Consider the following 17,432-nt stretch of genomic DNA (forward strand, 5'->3'; position numbering starts at 1 on the left):
AGCGGCTTCGTTCAACAAACTGTTCAAGAGGAATTCGCAACGCGTGGCATTTTCACTATGCGTTGGTTTAAGTGATTAAGGAGGTATGCGGCGGCTTCGGTATTGCGTTGCTCACCCCTTAACAGGGCTATGTTTCCGAGGAGGAATGATGAGAATACTGCTTAGAAATCTAGCTCTATGGACGGGTATGGTGCTGGTTTTTTGTGCTTTGTTTGCTTCTTTAGATTTGATTAATACTAATTTCTTTGGGGTGATAGTGCCACCATTATTGATGTTCATATGTGGCGCAGTATTGTGCGTTCTAAGTGTTAACTTGTCGAAAAGTAATGACTCTGGTTTTGACGTTTTGGGTCCTTGCAGTAACGTTGAGAAAGACAGGTTACAATGGGAAGTTTACTCAATAACTCATAAAGCGGGTCTAATTGGGTTTTCAGTTTATGGTGCTGCCCTTCTTTCCTTAGCTGTGATACAAGGAAATATAGTGGTTGGTGTGTTGGGTATCGTTGCTAGTTTTTCTTTGTTCTCAAATCATTTCCGAGTTGTTTTCACTAACAGCAAGCACTTTCGTAAACATTACGGTTGGGTCTATCTTTGCTTCTTGTGTGCCCCAATTGTTGATGAATTAACAGGTGATACTAGCTTTGGTTTTATTTCTGCTTTGTTTAGTCCGTTGGCTATGATACATATCTCATTTGAATGGTCTGAATCGTACAAAAAGCTCAAGAAAACAAAAACATAACAAAGCATTTAAGAGTGATTCGCAACGCTTGGCAGTTTCGCTTCGCTCAAGTATAGCCAAGCGTCGCTCACACCTTAATGCGGCTACACAAAATCAGGCTATTGCTCAAAATTGCTATTTGAACTATTATTTGTACATTAAATTGTACTATAGGGAGTTCAACATGAGCCGCATCCATTTTGATCAAGATATTCAGCCTTTGTCTGAATTTCGTGCTGGCGTGACGTCATTTATTAAACAGATTAACGAAACTCGCAGACCACTAGTTATCACACAACGTGGTAAGGGTGTTGCGGTTGTCCTTGATGTTGCAGAATATGAAGCAATGCAAGAGAAGATCGAGTTACTGGAAGAAATGCGTACTGCTGAAGCACAATTAGCTTCAGGTTTAGGTGTTTCCAATGAAGACGCTCGTGCTCAAGTATTGGGGCGCATTAAGAAATGAAAGTAGTCTGGTCACCACTAGCATTACAAAAGTTAGGTGATGCAGCCGAGTTTATTTCACTGGATAATCCAGTGGCGGCAGAAAACTGGGTTAATGAGGTTTTTGATAAAACTGATTTACTCTCAAGTATGCCTGACATGGGGCGAATGGTTCCTGAGCTGCCTCATACCAATTACCGTGAAATTTTGTTTGGTCACTATCGCATCATATATAGCCTTAGCCATGAAATTCGCGTCCTCACAGTACGAAATTGTCGTCAGATACTAACGGAAAGTGACGTGTAGCAATTGTGTTATAACAATCAATTTAAGAGGGATTCCCAACGCTTGGCATTTTTGCTTCTACTTCAAATTTAGTGTTTATGGCACAATGCTTTAGGTTGGGTGGAGGCGTTGTTCACCCCTTAATTGGGCTAGTTAGTTGCCCAGAGGAAGTAATCAATCCATTGGGAACTTTTGTTTCTGGTGGAGTACGCGCATAATTCGGATAATGTCGCCTTCGATCCAATAGGAGACGATCATTGAAATCTCAGGAATTATAAGTAATCGCCCACGAATGCCGTCTCTCTGTACACCCATTAGAGGCTGCTCAAGCAAGTTTTCTACTTTTGTTTCAATGAGGTTGTCAGCGTTTTCTGCCGCATCAGGGTTGAAGTCATAGATAAACTCAAAGATCCTTTCACGATCATTGAGTGATTCTTCTTCCCATAAAATCATTGCTTACCTCGATTACGTATTCTGGCTTTGCGTTCTTCCATTCGAGATTTAGCAGTTTGGTGTTCAACGAAAACGGATTCTCCTGAGTCAAACTTCTCAAATGCTAGGTTTACTTGTTCAGTTAGCCATGCATCGTGAGATAATGTCTGTCTTTGTTGCTCAGCGAGTTGCTCAGTAAGCTCACGGCAAGCACCACTCAGTGTGCGACCTTGGCTCTCAGCCATCTGTTGAGCTAGGCGTTTTGTTTCTTCATCAACACGAAATTGAATTCTAGTGTCCATGATGTATTCCTTTATTGGTGTGTGTACAAATGTTAGCACTCACCTTTGAGATGGGCAACTGACAAGCTACTATGGCGCCAATAACTAACTTTTGGTGCTATGTTTCATCGCACATAGTCCCATATCTCATCAACCATTGCAGAACGTTAAATGATAGGTCACCACAATCTGTAGAGGAAAGTGCATTGAAGTTAACCAATAAACTCGTACGTTACCCGCACATTGATGTTGATCGTGCGTTTGAAAAAGAAGCTGAATTATTGCAGCAAATTCAGGCGGGTGAGATTGGGCAAGCCTTAATGTTGTGGCAAGCAAAAGCGCCGACACTTGTTTTGCCCGCAGGTAAAAAGTGGCCTGTGACCGTAGAGTCTAGAAAACAACTCGCGGCACAAGGTTGGCAACTCACCTCACGTAAAACAGGCGGCGCTCCCGTTCCCCAACTGCCGGGGATCATTAACTTATCGCACATTTACCATTGGCCTCGTGATGAAGCCTACAACATCCAAAAAGCGTATCTACATCTGTGCAATGTCTTAACCCTGTTTTTTAAAGAACTGGGCATCGATGTGGATGTACACGCGACTCCCGGTTCTTATTGTGATGGTGACTACAACCTCAATATCAATAAACAAAAAATAGTGGGCACGGCGCAGCGTGTTTTGCTTAAACAAGGGGGCGGCCAAATCGTACTTTCGCAAGCTTGTATCTTGTTGGATGTCGACCTAGAGAACATCGTTGCACCCGTAAATTTTTATAATCAAGTTTGTGGCAATCCAACCGTGGTGGACGCGCAAGTTCATACTCCGTTGTCCGCACATCTGACAACTCTACCCAACGTAGACTCACTCTTTCAGCAGTTAAGCCAAGCTTTCATCAAGCATGCGTGATACCAACCTTTCGTTAACGCCAAACTAATTTGCCGATGGTAGAACGATTTCAATACTATGTGTCGATGACAACGAATGGGTTGAACTTGAGGCGGTGAGAACTTTATAATGTTACTTGTAACATAATAAAGAGTTCAAATAGTTATGACAGAACAGCAGAAGAAAACTCGAACCACACTTCAAGATGTTGCAGACAAAGTGGGGGTCACAAAGATGACCGTCTCTCGTTACATGCGCAATCCCGATTCAGTCGCAGCCAAAACTCGCGTTAAAATTGCAGCGGTTATTGAAGAGATGGGATACATCGAAAACAAAGCGCCAGCTATGCTTTCTAAATCGTCGAGTAAAGCGATCGGTATCTTGCTCCCTTCGTTATCAAACCAAATCTTTGCCGCGTTTGTTCAAGGTATCGAAACGGTTACTAAAGAGAATGGCTACGAGACGTTGCTTGCTCACTTTAGCTATGATGCTGTGGAAGAAGAGGAAAAGATTGCTTCGCTGCTTTCGTATCAAGTTGATGGGTTGATATTGACGGAAAGCCACCACACCCCCCGCACGTTACAGATGATCAAGAATTCAGGTGTTTCTGTTGTTGAAACGATGGAACTCCCAACCAATCCGATCGATATGGTTGTTGGCTTGGACCATATTGATGCTTCTTACCATGTCGTGAAGCGAATGATTGAAGCTGGTAAACGCTCTATTGCTTACTTTGGCGCTCGATTGGATGCGCGAACCAAGTTGCGTTTGCAAGGCTATGACAAAGCGATGTATGAGGCTGGATTAGAGCCTAAACACGTGTTGACTGAACAGCACTCTAACTTCTCTTTGGCTGAAGATCTGCTTGATCGCGCTCTTGCGGATTACCCAGATCTAGATGGCGTGTTCTGCACCAATGATGACATCGCGATAGGTACCTTGCTCATTGCCCAGCAACGTGGAATCCAAGTGCCGCAACAGCTATCTGTGGTGGGCTATAACGCGTTAGATATCGGTCAAACCATACGCCCAAAACTGACTAGCGTGGATACGCCACGTTATGAAATAGGTAAGAAAAGTGCCGAGCTACTGCTTGCCCGATTGAAAGGTGAGCCAGTCACGGAAACGGTAGTGGATATGGGCTATCGCATCACGGATGGCGAAAGCGTTTAACCAAGTATGGTGGAAACGGAAAGGGGCATCGAAATGATGCCCCTTTTGCTTTTACATTTAAGCGATGACACAGTTAGACGATAAAACTCGCCCCTTGTTCTGCACTCGAAACGCTTTGGCGCATCACGCTAAATAGGTTGCGCCCCATGGTTTGCTGGTTAGCGTCTACCTCAAACACCTTCGCTTGGCGAGACTGCATGTCGTTGAGGTTATTGAGTTCGCCACTCGCGCAATCTAAGCGCAGGATATCGCCTTCGCGAACAAGCCCAATAGTTCCTCCTCGAATGGCCTCTGGTGAGACATGAATCGCGGATGGGATCTTTCCTGAGGCTCCAGAAAGGCGCCCATCAGTAACCAGAGCCACTTTAAACCCTTGTTTCTGAACATTACCTAGAATCGGCATAAGCTTGTGCAGTTCAGGCATACCGTTCGCAGCTGGGCCATTGTTTATTACCACAACAATGCAATCTTTGTTGAGTTCACCTCGTTGATACGCGGCTTCTACCTTATGTTGGCAATCAAAAACTGCCGCAGGTGCTTCTATTACACGTTGCTCTTCTGCAACCGCTGACACCTTAATCACTGCGTTGCCAAGGTTCCCTGAAAGGACTCGCGTTCCGCCTGTGCTTTGGAATACCTGTTCTTGGCCTGCAATTACCTCTGCATCTGCCGACTGTTTGCATTTTTTCCACGTTAGCTTTCCATTTTCAAGCTCTGGAATACTCATTTGATCTTCAAACGAGCCAAAGGTAGGTGTGACATCTCGGTGCAGTAAGTTGGCTTGATCTAAACGGCGTAACAGCGCGGGAACTCCTCCTGCCGCTTGGAACGCATTCATATCTGCTGGGCCGTTGGGATAAACTCGAGCAATTAAAGGCACCACATCGGATAGATCGCTGATGTCTTGCCAAGTCAGAATAAATCCTGCTGCGCGTGCTACCGCGACCATGTGAATGCTGTGGTTGGTACTGCCACCTGATGCGAGTAGGGCAACAATGCCATTGATTAAGCTTTTAGCGGTAAAGACTTCAGAAAGTGGGCGGAAGTTTGCGGCTTGTGGTGTCATTGAAGCAATTTCAATGGCGGCATGCTGAGTGAGTGATGCGCGCAATTCAGAGTCAGGGTGAATAAACGCTGAGCCCGGAAGCATCAGCCCCATCGCTTCAAATACCAGCTGATTGGTATTGGCTGTGCCGTAAAAAGTGCAGGTGCCTGCTGAGTGATAAGCGTTGCACTCCATATCCAGTAAGGCACTTTTTCCTACCTTACCAGCCGCGTATTCTTGGCGAATATGTACTTTCTCATCATTGCTGATGCCCGTTGCCATCAAGCCCGCCGGAACAAAAGCGGTGGGTAGATGTGCAAAAGAGAGCGCGCCCATCAGTTGTCCTGGAGCTATCTTGTCGCAAATACCAAGTAATAGGGTTGAATCAAACACGTTGTGACTCAGTGAAAGAGCGGTCGATTGAGCAATCAAGTCCCTTGAAAACAAAGACATATCCATGCCTGGTTGCCCTTGAGTTACCCCGTCGCACATCGCAGGAACACAGCCTGCTACTTGAGAGGTGTGGCCGAACTTAGCTAACGCCTTTTTGATCTGATCTGGATAGTGTTGATACGGCTGGTGAGCGCTTAACATATCGTTGTAAGAGCTGATTAACGCCACATTGGATTTAGTGAGATCAAGAATCGAGCGTTTCTCATCGGAGCAAGAAGCTGCGACAGCATGAGCCAAGTTGCCGCAAGAAAGCCCTTTACCACCTTTGCCAGCAGAGGCTTGGTGTTGGGTTCGGTTTAGAAACGCTTTATGAGTCTCTTTGCTTCGTTCAATTAATCGTTGAGTCACCGCTTGGATGGTTGGAAGGGTCATGCTGTTTCTGCCTCATCAGTCATTGAAAGCACAATCGCAGCACAGTCCACAACGTCATCAATATCGCCATCAATGCTGATGACAACCGTATCTGGCTCGTGATCGGGTCTTTCTAATGTTTCGAACTGGCTTTTAATCATGTTCTCTTTCATGAAGTGGCCTTGGCGCTGACGCATTCGATGCAAGATCAGGTCAATGTTGCCATCTAAAAAGAGAAAGGTGAGGTTTTTGTTCCCTTCGCGAATTTGGTCGCGGTACTTCTTCTTCAACGCAGAACACACAATAATGCCGTGCTCATTTTTACTTTCTAGGCTGTACGCTGCATCACGAACGCGTTCCAGCCATGGAATGCGATCATCATCATTAAGAGGTTGGCCTGACGCCATTTTTTGAATGTTTGCTCGAGGATGAAGGTCGTCACCATCAATGAACTTACGCCCAAGTTTTTTTGCCAACTGCTCGCCTATCGTGCTTTTCCCACAAGCACTGACACCCATGACGATGACACTACTACCAGCCATAACTCAATCCTCTTAACAAATTTGCGCGTGATCTCAATTTTGAACATCGCTTGTAAATATGGCTTTATCTTATAAGCGTTACCGGTAACATGTTACCGGTAACTTAAGGAAGTGTGATGAAGGACACAAAACAACAATTCACAACAAGTGTGATTGTTTTTGCATCCTACTGACGGAAAATTAGTCACATCTCACTATATTCGCGTTTAAAAATCACTGGAAAGAGATCTTTGGGGGATAAAATGGCCAACGATTACCGCGCAATTGCGAAATCTGTTGTTGAGCATCTTGGGGGCAAGACAAATGTGGCTGCCCTAACACACTGTATGACTCGACTACGATTCGTTTTACACAGCCAAGATGGCGTCGATATTAACAAGCTAAAAGCACTGAAAGGTGTGATGGGTGTTGTTGATAATGGAGACAAAGTACAAGTTATCATTGGTAACGAGGTATCGTATGCATACAAAGAAGTGATGGCGCTTTGTGAGCTATCCACTGTATCTGAGTCAGAGGTTCCTGCTAAAAAAGAGAAGCTAACGGCTAAGTCAATTGGTGCGAAAATGTTGGACGCACTGGTTGGTACCATGTCGCCTCTTATCCCAGCAATCATTGGCGCTTCAATGGTCAAACTGCTCGCCATGGTACTTGAGATGCTGGGCTGGGTTGAGCCAAATGCACCTACCTTGATTATCTTGAAAGCGATTGGCGATGGCGCCTTCTTCTTCCTACCGGTTATGGTTGCCGCTTCCGCATCGATCAAATTCAAGACCAATATGTCTCTTTCCATTGCGATTGCCGGTGTCTTAATCCACCCGAACTTTATGGAATTGATGGCGCAAGCAGCAGAAGGCAAGCACGTTGATTTCTTCGGTATCCCAATCACGTCAGTGAAATACACCTACACGGTTATTCCTGTACTTGTGATGACTTGGGCTCTTTCTTACATAGAACGTTGGGTAGATAGCATTACCCCTGCTGTGACTAAAAACTTCCTGAAACCTATGCTTATCGTATTGATTGCAGCTCCGGTTGCTATCGTACTTATCGGTCCATTTGGTATTTGGGTTGGTACTGCACTTTCAGCGCTTGTTTACACAATTCATGACACATTAGGTTGGTTGTCGGTTGCTATCATGGGCGCACTGTGGCCTCTACTTGTTCTTACTGGTATGCACCGTGTATTTACTCCAACGATTATTCAAACCATTGCTGAGACGGGTCGTGAAGGTATGGTTATGCCTTCAGAAATCGGTGCCAACCTCGGTATGGGTGGTGCGTGTCTGGCTGTTGCTTACAAAACCAAAAACAGCGCACTAAAGCAGACATCATTAGCCGCAGGTGCTTCAGCTATCTTCGCCGGTATCTCTGAGCCTGCATTGTACGGCGTGCTTGTTCGTCTGAAACGTCCACTTATCGCAACAATGATTACTGGTTTTATCGTAGGTGCATTAGCGGGCATGGGTGGCCTTGCGAGTCACTCGATGGCAGCACCAAGCTTGTTTACGAGTGTTCAGTTCTTCGATGTGAATGACCCAATGAGTATCGTTTGGGTGTTCGGTCTGATCGCATTGTCTATTGTTCTGTCATTTGTTCTAACCCTAGTTTTAGGCTTTGAAGATGTTCCAGAAGATGATGCCGATGAGAAAGCAACTTCAGAGTCAGCAAACAAAGAAGCTGGTAAGGCAGAAGACAAGCCGACAGTAGTGTCCGCGTCTTAATTAGAATTGATTAATTTATTCAGTCACCTTACTTCAGCGTAAGGTGACTTTTATTGTTTCCGAGGTATTCGATGTCAAACATTCAATTTCCCGAAGATTTCTTATGGGGCGGCGCTATTGCTGCAAACCAGTCTGAAGGCGCTCACTTAGCGGGTGGTAAAGGCCTAACAACCGTAGATATGATCCCTTATGGTGAGAACCGCATGCCAATTAAGCTTGGTCAGGTTGATAAGGTGACGCTCAGCGAAGACGAGTTCTACCCAAGCCATAACGCGATAGACTTTTATCACCGTTACAAAGAAGACATCGCCTTGCTGGCAGAGATGGGATTTAAAGTCTTCCGCGTATCCATCGCTTGGAGCCGAATCTTTCCAAAAGGTGACGAGCTAGAGCCGAACCAAGCTGGCTTAGATTTTTACCGTGATGTTTTTGAAGAGTGTAAGAAATACGGTATTGAGCCGCTCGTTACCTTGTGCCATTTCGATGTGCCTATGCACTTGGTCAACGAGTATGGTTCGTGGCGTAATCGTAAGATGATTGAGTTCTTTAGCCGTTACGCGAGAACCTGTTTCGAAAACTACAAAGGCTTGGTGAAATACTGGTTAACTTTCAACGAAATCAATATTTTACTAGCGAGCCCGTTTTCTGGTGCTGGATTGTTGTTTCAGGAAGGCGAAAATCACGATCAAGTGAAGTACCAAGCAGCTCACCATGAGCTAGTAGCAAGCGCTTTGGTAACCAAGATTGCCCATGAAGTTGATGAGCAAAACCAAGTGGGTTGTATGCTGGCGGGCGGTAACTTCTATCCATATTCATGTAAGCCAGAAGATGTGCTGATGGCTATGGAAAAAGACCGCGAGAACCTGTTCTTTATCGATGTTCAATCGCGTGGTTACTACCCATCTTATGCTCAAAAAGTGTTTGATAACAAAGGTGTGGTGCTTGAAACACAAGAAGAAGATTTCGAGATTCTGAAAAATACTGTCGATTTCATTTCTTTCAGTTATTACGCTTCACGCTGTGCTTCCGCTGATATGAATGCAGGAAATACGAGTGCAGCGAACGTCGTTAAGTCCATCAAAAACCCTCATCTTCCAGCAAGTGATTGGGGCTGGGTCATTGACCCTACAGGTCTTCGAATTACGATGAACACACTCTATGACCGTTACCAGAAACCACTTTTCTTGGTAGAAAATGGCTTAGGTGCTCGTGATACCTTGGATGACAATGGAGAAGTGAACGATGATTACCGCATTGATTACCTTCGTCAGCACATTGTTGCGATGCATGAAGCAATGGAAGACGGTGTACCATTGATGGGTTACACACCTTGGGGTTGTATCGATCTTGTTGCGGCGTCGACCGGAGAGATGAGCAAGCGCTATGGGTTTATCTACGTGGACAGAGACAACCTAGGCAATGGTACGTTAAATCGTATTCCTAAAAAGTCATTCCACTGGTACAAAAAAGTGATCGCAAGCAACGGCAGCGACTTGGCTTAATTTGTCTGTTTGATAATGAGAGAAATGAACAATGAAAACAATTGAACAGCGACTCAGAGATATTCGCATCGTTCCGGTGATCGCCATTAATGACGTTGCTCAGGCTGTGCCGCTTGCGAAAGTACTGGTTGAAAATGGCTTGCCTTGTGCTGAAGTGACATTTCGTACAGAAGCGGCAGCAGAGTCGATTCGTTTGATGCGTGAAGCTTACCCTGAGTTACTGATTGGCGCAGGTACTGTGCTGACTACAGAGCAGGTGGATACTGCCATTAATGCGGGTGTTGATTTCATTGTCAGCCCAGGTTTGAATCCAACCACAGTCAAATACTGTCAGCAAAGAGGGGTTACGATTGTTCCTGGAGTGAGTAACCCAAGCTTGGTTGAACAAGCAATGGAAATGGGGCTTAAGACACTAAAGTTCTTCCCTGCCGAGCCATCTGGCGGTGTCGCAATGTTGAAAGCGTTGACGGCTGTTTACCCGGTTAACTTTATGCCTACAGGCGGTGTAAGCCCAGCGAACGTTGAGTCTTACTTAGCACTGAAATCAGTCGTTGCCTGCGGTGGAACTTGGATGGTACCGACAGACAAAATGGACAAGGGTGATTGGGATGGAATCGCAGAATTAGTCCGAGCGGTCGGCTCCAGATAGTTCGATAGAGAGATACATAGCTAGAAAATGAAAGGGCCAGCTGACACTGGCCCTTTTTGTGGCTGCTTCAAACGATGTAGAGGTTACTCGTTACCAAGCAAAGGTTTTAATGACGTTTTGCTTAGTGATTGGGTTATGCGCGATGTCTTGATTTATCTTATCAAGAAACGGCTTACGAGCCTGAGGCAACATGCCACGCATTGGTGAGATGTTATTGCCGTGGTCACCCCAGTAGTAGCAATCGAAATCTTCTAGGTTTTCGAGCAAGTATTTTTCTTCTTCCAGAATCTGCAATGGCGTTGGTAAAACAAACTCGCCACGGTTTACTTCTTTTTCCAATACCGATCCCGGTTGAACGGCTAAAGCCATTGGTGCAATCGCATCCGGCTGCATGATGTTCAGCAAGCTGGTGGTATTAATCGCATGCTCTATAGAACGCTCTTTGCCGCCAAGGCCAAAGATAAATGAAGCCAGCACCTTGATGTCTGCTTCACGGGCTAGGTTCATACCTTCAATTGCATGCTCACGCGTCATGCGCTTTTGAATGTGTTCAAGCACAATTGGGTCACCGGACTCCAAGCCAGAATAGGCCATGCTTAAACCTGCCGACTTAATCTCTTTTAATTCAGACAAGCTCTTACGACGGAAGTCATTGAACCCCGAATACAGAGAAATGTTCTTGCTCTCTGGGAAGGTGATCTTGATGTAATCCAGAATCGAAATCAGCATCTCGGTTCTAATAGCCATCACGTTACCATCGACCAAAAAGATAGATTCAACATGCGGGTAGATTTTTCTCGCCGCATCAATATCTTCAAAGATGTCTTTGATGTCTCTTACTTTGAAACGCTTATCATCAAACATCGTGCAGAAGGTACACTGGTTATTACTGCACCCCAATGTTGTCTGGATGAGTACGCTCTCTGCTTCCATCCAAGGACGATAAACTTTACCTTCAAAACGCATAAATGCTCCTCGGCCGTAGCCTGTGTTGTTTCGACGGGGGCAAGTTTAGCAATCTGCATCTTGGGTGATAATTGGGCAAAGCGGGGAATCAGTATTAAAGAAATCTTAATAATCGAAAGAGCGCGCAGTTCTTTGTCTGTATGGATAGAACTGCGGCTTGGATTGTGTGTGTGGTGGTGGGGGGGAGTGTTAGTGGTCGTTTTTTACTAATGAATGATCAGTGCGTAACGCACAGCTTTTCTTCGAGCAATTGATCAAGCACGGTCACCAGCTTGTGGTTCTTGGTGTTGTCTAATGCGTCGGCGTGCGGGTCTTTGAACAACCCAGAATCATTATCAAAATATTGACCAGAAGCGTTGGCAAACTCATCACTGAGCGCAGCACGACAAAGAATATCGGCTCCAATCGCAAGGTCGTTGCCATCAACGCCATAAGCATCTTTTACTAATTTACTGCCAAGGAAAGAGGCTGGGTTTACAGGGATAATTGCAGTGCCTTTGTCTAAAAGAGTATTGGCTAATTCGATGGACCACATCGTTAGCGCGAGCTTACTTTGTGCGTAAACCGGACCATCCAGTTCACCTGCATTCGGACTGATTAATGCATCTAAATCTACGGGTGCTTGGGCTGCTGAAGATAGGTTGACGATACGACCTGTCGCATCAAAAAGAGGAAGCAGCTTTTGTGTCAGGAGATACGGCGCAATGGTGTTTACGACAAAACGCACATCAAGATTGTCTGGAGTGGTGATGTCCGACACTTTATACACACCTGCGTTGTTAATGAGTATATCGAGTCGTTTGTGATCGCTTTTGATTTGGGTTGCGAGCGCCTCAACTTCGGAGAGCGTCGATAGGTCTGCGATGTAGCTTTCGATGATTGCATTCTTAGACAGGCGAGACAGAGCGGTCACGACTTTATTGACCTTAGCTGGGTTGCGGCCATGAATTAGAACATGGTGCCCTTGCTGCGTTAGTGCTTTTGCGGTCTCTAAACCAATGCCATCCGTGGCACCTGTGATCAGAATTATTTTTTGCATATTCCGTCCTTCAAAAAATAGTTTGAACAACGTTATAACAAAGATTAATGACACATAGTTGCATTTGGCTCACAAGCTGAAGACTCAAATGTGAGTCTATGGGGCAAATAATGACCATTTTAACACTTGGTGGTTAACCGTTGGCGTTTAACGATTAAGTAAGACAATGGGTCAGTTTGTGACTGACCCAAATTAAGAGAAGTGACCGAGTTACTTGATGTCTTGAACGTTCATAACCAGAGTTTCCCAGTTACGTTGGTTTTCCATATCGTGCTCTAGGCCTTGCTCATCGGCAATTTGGAAGCGCTTAACCGCAGGGGTTTTGCTCGTAGCTTGATACAACCAATAAGCTTCCGCTTTGAGTGCTTCGGCTTCGTCAGCATCAAAGTCTCTTGCCCTTGAACATTCACAGTACCGAAGTCAAAAGTGACGGTAAGAATCCCATCCTCGGCTTGAGCTTTAAACGTTGTATAACCTTGATATACCATTTCCATATTCCTTCTGAGAGATTTCATTTCAGCCTATTCAGTGTGAATGCGACCTAAATTCAGGCTAGCGAGGAATGTTCGAACCAACAATTAACCATTAAACGAAACACTATTAACGAATTATTAAGAGTGTTGGCGCGTTTGATAATTTCAATTTATTCAGTGTCTTAGATGGATATTTTAACGTTGAAGGTATCTTGCTAATTCGATTGTCAACGAAATCTAAAAACTCATTCCTTGTCTGGCGCTCTTATCCTTTTCATTTAGCTTCGTATACTGCTCAACTAGGTAATTAGCCCCAAGGTACAGACAAGAGTGAACCGACTTATGCAGATGAGATCCGCGACTTTGAAAACCATTATTGAGAAAACGCTGCCACTGACGCTGGGTGTGTTTGCGATCATGATGGTTCAATTGGTCGATTCGATCTTTATTGGTCAGCTAGGGGTGAATGAATTGGCGGTTCACGGTATCACCTTGCCATTTCAAGCAGCGTTTACCGGGGTTCAAGTGGGCATCGGTGTGGCGGCAACGTCCATTATTTCTCAAGCGGTAGGGGCAAAAGAACAACGTAAATCTACTTCAATTGCGACGCTGTCGGTTGGATTTGGAGTGTTGGTGATTGCTTTGATCTGCATAGGGCTGATTGTTTTTAGCGATTCTGTTTTTGCGTCGTTTGTGAATGATGTCTCTGACGCTCAATACCAATCCATGCTGTCTATTTTTAATGTGTACTGGCCACTGTGGTTGTTCAGTGCATTGATGGTGGCGGTGCTTTATCTGGCCACCTGCGTTTATCGTGCCAATGGCGATACCAAAACAACCGGAAGCATGTTCTTGGCTGCTAGCGTGATTAACCTAATTCTCGACCCTATTCTGATCTTTGGATTGGATATGGGCATCGCAGGGGCGGCGATCGCATCGAGCATTGGCTACGCTTTCGGCGCAATCTACATGCTAATCAAGTCTCGCGGCAAAGGTTGGTTTGGCTTCAATGGCGCGTGCAGTAACCGAATCAAAGGCTACAGTTTTGAGTTATTCAAGACGGTAATGCCAACCACTGCGAATCAGATATTACCTGCGGTCAGCGCGTTCTTCTCAATGCTATTGATTGCGAGAATCGGAACCGATGAGATGGCTTTTTGGAGCTTACTCGCCCGTGTTGAAAGTTTTATGCTGGTGTTTTCTCTTGCTCTGACGATGTCTATCCCGCCTATGATTGGTCGTTACCTAGGGGCGCAGCAGCGATGCAAAATCCCAGAGCTATTGAATACAACAGCGAAGTTCTTATTGGTTTTCCACACCGTGATGGCAACATTGTTGGCGCTGTTTAGTGGCTGGATTATTCCTGTTATCTCGGAAGAACAAAGCATACGCAGCTGGTTTGAAGTGACCTTGTTATTGATACCGTTCAGCTATGGGCCGCTTGGGCTTTGCATGTTGGTTGCGTCGGTCTTTAATGCCTTGGGTGTGCCGCGTAAAGCTTTGAATGTCTCTTTCCTACGCTTGTTTGTTTTCTACATTCCCGCTTTATGGATCGGCTCGATAACCGGAGACATGGTCAATGCGGTTATTGCTGCGACAGTCGCCAATGTTTTAGCGGGCGCTTTTGCATGGTTTAAGCTTAATGCCTATATTAAAACTCACATTATTCCCCGTGCCGCTGCGGCCAATAAGCAGCGTGTACTCAGCGCAGGCTAGCCATTATTGATGAACATTGAACATCTAAAATTGTTTGTGCGACTCGCGTCTACGCACAATATAGGTCAAGCAGGACAAGAGCTTGGGTTGTCACCTCCGGTAGCCAGTATTCATATCGGAAAACTCGAAGAGAGCCTAGGTGCTATCCGCGTCGATCACGGTGAAGCGGTAAGGGATGTATGTGTCGATGGCTTGGGCATTGCCATGTGCGCGAGTTGGATAGCATACAAGCAGCTCGCGGAAGGTTCGCTGGTTGAGGTGTTGCCGGATTACCCTTTAAAGGATGAGGCGGCTATCTGGGCGGTATACCCGAGTGCTCAGTTACTTGCACCAAAGGTGCGCGTATTTATCGATTACTTTGTTCAATATTATGGTTCACCTTCTTATTGGGATTGCGACGTAAACGGGCAAACTCAGTAATCTATCAGCTTCAACAAATTATCAGTTTTATTAAGCTCTCAGTCTCAGTAATAGAGCAAACGCAGTAGCGTTCAAGAAGCACTCATTGATAACAAATAAGAAAGCCCCGACCAAAAGGTAGGGGCTTGTTTTTATGTTCTTTATAGAACGTTTTTCTAGCTAACTGCTGTTGTTTTTATTTAGTGTATCTGGCGTTTAATGAGCGTGTACCGCTGAATCTTGGTATAGCTCTGCATCAACTTCTTCGCCTTTGTTTGGACGCGGTACAATCTCAAAAGAGGTGTCAGCTTCTGTCAGTGAAGACAGCAGTTTGTTAAGTGATGTCTTATCACCTTTCACGCCTGCTTGTCCGTCTTCTAACAGTTTTCCAAGGCTTGTTTTCTTAAGCACGATGTCAGACACGTCAGACTTATTGATGATCAGTGTTGTATCGGCGTCTTGTAGCTCGCTCACTTGAATATTGTTCAGGTTACCGTTAGACATTTCAACGTAGTAGAACTCTTGCACGTCTGGTAGCTGAATATTCAACGTAAATGGTGTTTCTTGTGCTTTTAGCGAATCCACTTTAACTGCTAAGTAATCCAACAAGTTCTCAATGGTCATGTTCGCTAACACATCCGGAGATGCAGTCTTTGGTGCGCCCGGTTGTGTTCCAATGCGAAGCTCTTGAGCGCCGGTTAGATAGATGTTTCTCCAACCTGCACCTTCTGATTGATAACCCAACTGCTCGTAAGTATCAGCCAATAAGCCGCGTGCAACTTTGTTCTCTGGTTCAGCTTGAATCACCTTATTCAGTGCAGTTGCAACGAAGCGGTATTCACCTTCTTGGAAATCTTGCTGCGCTTTTTCAATCACAGCGTCGCTGCCGCCCATGTACTCAACAAACTTCACTGACTCTGGCTTGATTGGTAATGGGTTTAGGTTAGCTGGGTTCATGTCGAAGTAACCAAGGTACATGTTGTACACAGCGCGAGCGTTGTGAGAGTAAGTACCGTGGTAACCGTTGGTGTGCCAAGACTGTTGAATACTGTCTGGCATTACCTTGTAAATCTCGTCCCCGATGTCTTGTAGAACCACACCGTTATTGGCTAAGCGAAGCGTTTGGTTATGAGTAAAACCGTAAGCGTCACGCTGCATTTTTAGGTAATCAGAGATCTCTTGTTCACCCCAAATTGGCGATGAGTGAGACGCAAACAACACCTCTGTTTCTTCGCCCCAAGTGACTAACATCTCGTTGATCTTCTTAGACCATTTCAAGCCGTCACGTACTTTAGCGCCACGCAGCGTGTACAGGTTGTGCATGCCTTGGTAGGTCAGTTCGCCAGTCCAAAGTGCTTTCATGCTGGGAATATACGTCACCATTTCAGAGGCCGCTTCGGTACCTGAAGCATCCATGAATTGCATTTCTAGGCCGTCGATAACCAGAGTTTCAATTTCTTCGTTATGGTTCAGCTCGTAGTCTGGCAGGACGTAAGTAATGCTACCGGTTGATAGGCCTTTCGACAGTGCTGCATCCACAATACCGTGTTCATGTCGGTTCAGCGTTGCGCCATATTGATAAGCGGTACGACGAGACATTGCATTACCCGCCAATACGTTTTCGTCGACGATCTCTTTAGTAATGTTTTTCGAACCGTACACTTTTACATCTGGGTATGCGTCTTTGATTGCTCTTGCGCCACCAAAGTGATCAGCGTGCGAGTGAGAGTAAATCATTGCTACGACTGGCAGTTCGCCGCCATCAGGCACATTGTTTTTGAAGAATTTTAGAGATTTAGCGGCCGCTTCTTTGGTAAGAAGTACGTCATAAGCGATCCAACCGTTGTCACTACGAATGAAAGAGATAGACGCTAAATCCGCGCCTCGAACTTGGTAAACTTTACCCGGAACAACTTCATATAAGCCTTCTGCTGCTTGGTTCAATACCGCTTGGCGCCACAGTGAAGGGTTTACTGAATCTGGTGCTTGGTCTGCATTCGTCACACTTGGGTCGATAAAGTTAAAGCTATTGCGAATGATGTCGCCCGTCTCTTGGTCGAAGCTAGCAATAAGGCCCTTGTTGTTATTGTCGAAAGCGCGAGTGTCGGCAAAGTTAAGTGTTTTTGCGAACTCTTGGTTTGCCTTAGTCGTCATCTCGGTTGCGCTTTTGCCACCTTGGTCGCCAATTTCGCTGAAGTGTGCGTGGTCATGGTTAGCTGCAATTGCCGGGAATGCGAGCGAGATAGCCAGGAACAGTGATGCATTTTTGAACGTGCGAGAAGTTGTCATAAGAGCCTCTTCATTTCAGAATTTTGTTTCGTTGAGGCGATTATAGGAATAAGACATATAGCAAAAA

General features: G+C 45.4%; 17 protein-coding genes and 1 pseudogene. 10 read left to right on the plus strand and 8 right to left on the minus strand.

The genetic code is table 11. From position 1 onward, the window contains the following. Window positions 1-145 precede the first annotated feature (145 nt). From AB4323_RS00025 to AB4323_RS00035, 3 genes are all read left to right on the plus strand, one after another. Window positions 146-739, plus strand: a complete 594-nt coding sequence (locus tag AB4323_RS00025) for a hypothetical protein (protein ID WP_372104594.1) — start codon at window positions 146-148, stop codon at window positions 737-739. A gap of 163 nt (window positions 740-902) precedes the next feature. After that, window positions 903-1,184: a type II toxin-antitoxin system Phd/YefM family antitoxin gene (locus AB4323_RS00030; RefSeq protein WP_011080399.1), complete on the plus strand. Its 282-nt coding sequence runs from the start codon at window positions 903-905 to the stop codon at window positions 1,182-1,184. After that, window positions 1,181-1,468, plus strand: a complete 288-nt coding sequence (locus tag AB4323_RS00035; RefSeq protein ID WP_017064044.1) for a type II toxin-antitoxin system RelE/ParE family toxin — start codon at window positions 1,181-1,183, stop codon at window positions 1,466-1,468. Before AB4323_RS00030 ends, AB4323_RS00035 begins: the two co-directional genes overlap by 4 nt. 153 nt (window positions 1,469-1,621) lie before the next feature. Here the strand turns inward: AB4323_RS00035 and AB4323_RS00040 are convergent, their stop codons facing one another. Continuing rightward, window positions 1,622-1,900, minus strand: a complete 279-nt coding sequence (locus AB4323_RS00040) for a type II toxin-antitoxin system mRNA interferase toxin, RelE/StbE family (protein WP_017059447.1) — start codon at window positions 1,898-1,900, stop codon at window positions 1,622-1,624. Then, window positions 1,897-2,181 carry a hypothetical protein gene (locus AB4323_RS00045; RefSeq protein ID WP_017059448.1) on the minus strand — a complete coding sequence of 95 codons (285 nt, stop codon included), beginning with the start codon at window positions 2,179-2,181 and terminating at the stop codon, window positions 1,897-1,899. The genes AB4323_RS00040 and AB4323_RS00045 overlap by 4 nt, the downstream gene beginning before the upstream one ends. A 185-nt stretch (window positions 2,182-2,366) precedes the next feature. Between AB4323_RS00045 and AB4323_RS00050 the strand changes: the two genes are divergently transcribed. Together AB4323_RS00050 and AB4323_RS00055 are read left to right on the plus strand one after the other, a co-directional pair. After that, window positions 2,367-3,068, plus strand: a complete 702-nt coding sequence (locus AB4323_RS00050) for a lipoyl protein ligase domain-containing protein (protein WP_017059449.1) — start codon at window positions 2,367-2,369, stop codon at window positions 3,066-3,068. 144 nt (window positions 3,069-3,212) lie between these two features. Next, complete coding sequence (locus AB4323_RS00055; protein WP_017059450.1) at window positions 3,213-4,220, plus strand: LacI family DNA-binding transcriptional regulator; 1,008 nt, start codon at window positions 3,213-3,215, stop codon at window positions 4,218-4,220. A gap of 73 nt (window positions 4,221-4,293) precedes the next feature. On the opposite strand, the gene edd is transcribed toward AB4323_RS00055, so the two are convergent. Both edd and AB4323_RS00065 read right to left on the minus strand, forming a co-directional pair. Next, window positions 4,294-6,090, minus strand: a complete 1,797-nt coding sequence (edd, locus tag AB4323_RS00060) for a phosphogluconate dehydratase (protein ID WP_372104597.1) — start codon at window positions 6,088-6,090, stop codon at window positions 4,294-4,296. Further along, a complete protein-coding gene (locus AB4323_RS00065) occupies window positions 6,087-6,611 on the minus strand; it encodes a gluconokinase (protein WP_017059452.1) in 525 nt (174 codons plus the stop codon). The genes edd and AB4323_RS00065 overlap by 4 nt, the downstream gene beginning before the upstream one ends. Before the next feature lie 242 nt (window positions 6,612-6,853). Here AB4323_RS00065 and ascF point away from each other — a divergent pair, with 242 nt between their 5' ends. From ascF to AB4323_RS00080, 3 genes are all read left to right on the plus strand, one after another. Beyond that, complete coding sequence (ascF, locus tag AB4323_RS00070) at window positions 6,854-8,332, plus strand: PTS cellobiose/arbutin/salicin transporter subunit IIBC (RefSeq protein WP_017064040.1); 1,479 nt, start codon at window positions 6,854-6,856, stop codon at window positions 8,330-8,332. A 71-nt stretch (window positions 8,333-8,403) separates the two neighbouring features. After that, window positions 8,404-9,834: a 6-phospho-beta-glucosidase gene (gene ascB, locus AB4323_RS00075; protein WP_017059454.1), complete on the plus strand. Its 1,431-nt coding sequence runs from the start codon at window positions 8,404-8,406 to the stop codon at window positions 9,832-9,834. A 31-nt stretch (window positions 9,835-9,865) separates the two neighbouring features. Further along, window positions 9,866-10,483 carry a bifunctional 4-hydroxy-2-oxoglutarate aldolase/2-dehydro-3-deoxy-phosphogluconate aldolase gene (locus AB4323_RS00080; RefSeq protein ID WP_065583747.1) on the plus strand — a complete coding sequence of 206 codons (618 nt, stop codon included), beginning with the start codon at window positions 9,866-9,868 and terminating at the stop codon, window positions 10,481-10,483. Window positions 10,484-10,573: 90 nt separating this feature from the next. On the opposite strand, the gene AB4323_RS00085 is transcribed toward AB4323_RS00080, so the two are convergent. The 3 genes and pseudogenes from AB4323_RS00085 to AB4323_RS00095 all read right to left on the minus strand — a co-directional run. Beyond that, on the minus strand, window positions 10,574-11,449 hold the full coding sequence (locus tag AB4323_RS00085) for a radical SAM protein (protein WP_102428081.1): 876 nt from the start codon (window positions 11,447-11,449) through the stop codon (window positions 10,574-10,576). A 217-nt stretch (window positions 11,450-11,666) separates the two neighbouring features. Further along, window positions 11,667-12,488, minus strand: a complete 822-nt coding sequence (locus AB4323_RS00090; protein WP_102428080.1) for an SDR family NAD(P)-dependent oxidoreductase — start codon at window positions 12,486-12,488, stop codon at window positions 11,667-11,669. 210 nt (window positions 12,489-12,698) lie between these two features. Next, window positions 12,699-12,857, minus strand: a pseudogene (locus AB4323_RS00095) (enoyl-CoA hydratase/isomerase family protein); the annotation flags it as partial. A 446-nt stretch (window positions 12,858-13,303) separates the two neighbouring features. Here AB4323_RS00095 and AB4323_RS00100 point away from each other — a divergent pair. Both AB4323_RS00100 and AB4323_RS00105 read left to right on the plus strand, forming a co-directional pair. Further along, on the plus strand, window positions 13,304-14,677 hold the full coding sequence (locus AB4323_RS00100) for an MATE family efflux transporter (RefSeq protein ID WP_372134686.1): 1,374 nt from the start codon (window positions 13,304-13,306) through the stop codon (window positions 14,675-14,677). A gap of 9 nt (window positions 14,678-14,686) precedes the next feature. Then, on the plus strand, window positions 14,687-15,097 hold the full coding sequence (locus AB4323_RS00105; protein ID WP_017059460.1) for a LysR family transcriptional regulator: 411 nt from the start codon (window positions 14,687-14,689) through the stop codon (window positions 15,095-15,097). 195 nt (window positions 15,098-15,292) lie between these two features. Here the strand turns inward: AB4323_RS00105 and AB4323_RS00110 are convergent, their stop codons facing one another. After that, complete coding sequence (locus AB4323_RS00110; RefSeq protein ID WP_372134688.1) at window positions 15,293-17,365, minus strand: alkyl/aryl-sulfatase; 2,073 nt, start codon at window positions 17,363-17,365, stop codon at window positions 15,293-15,295. Between the last annotated feature and the right edge of the window lie 67 nt (window positions 17,366-17,432).

Source organism: Vibrio sp. 10N.261.52.C11 (assembly GCF_041471405.1).
In the GTDB taxonomy this organism is placed as follows: Bacteria; Pseudomonadota; Gammaproteobacteria; order Enterobacterales; family Vibrionaceae; genus Vibrio; species Vibrio crassostreae_C.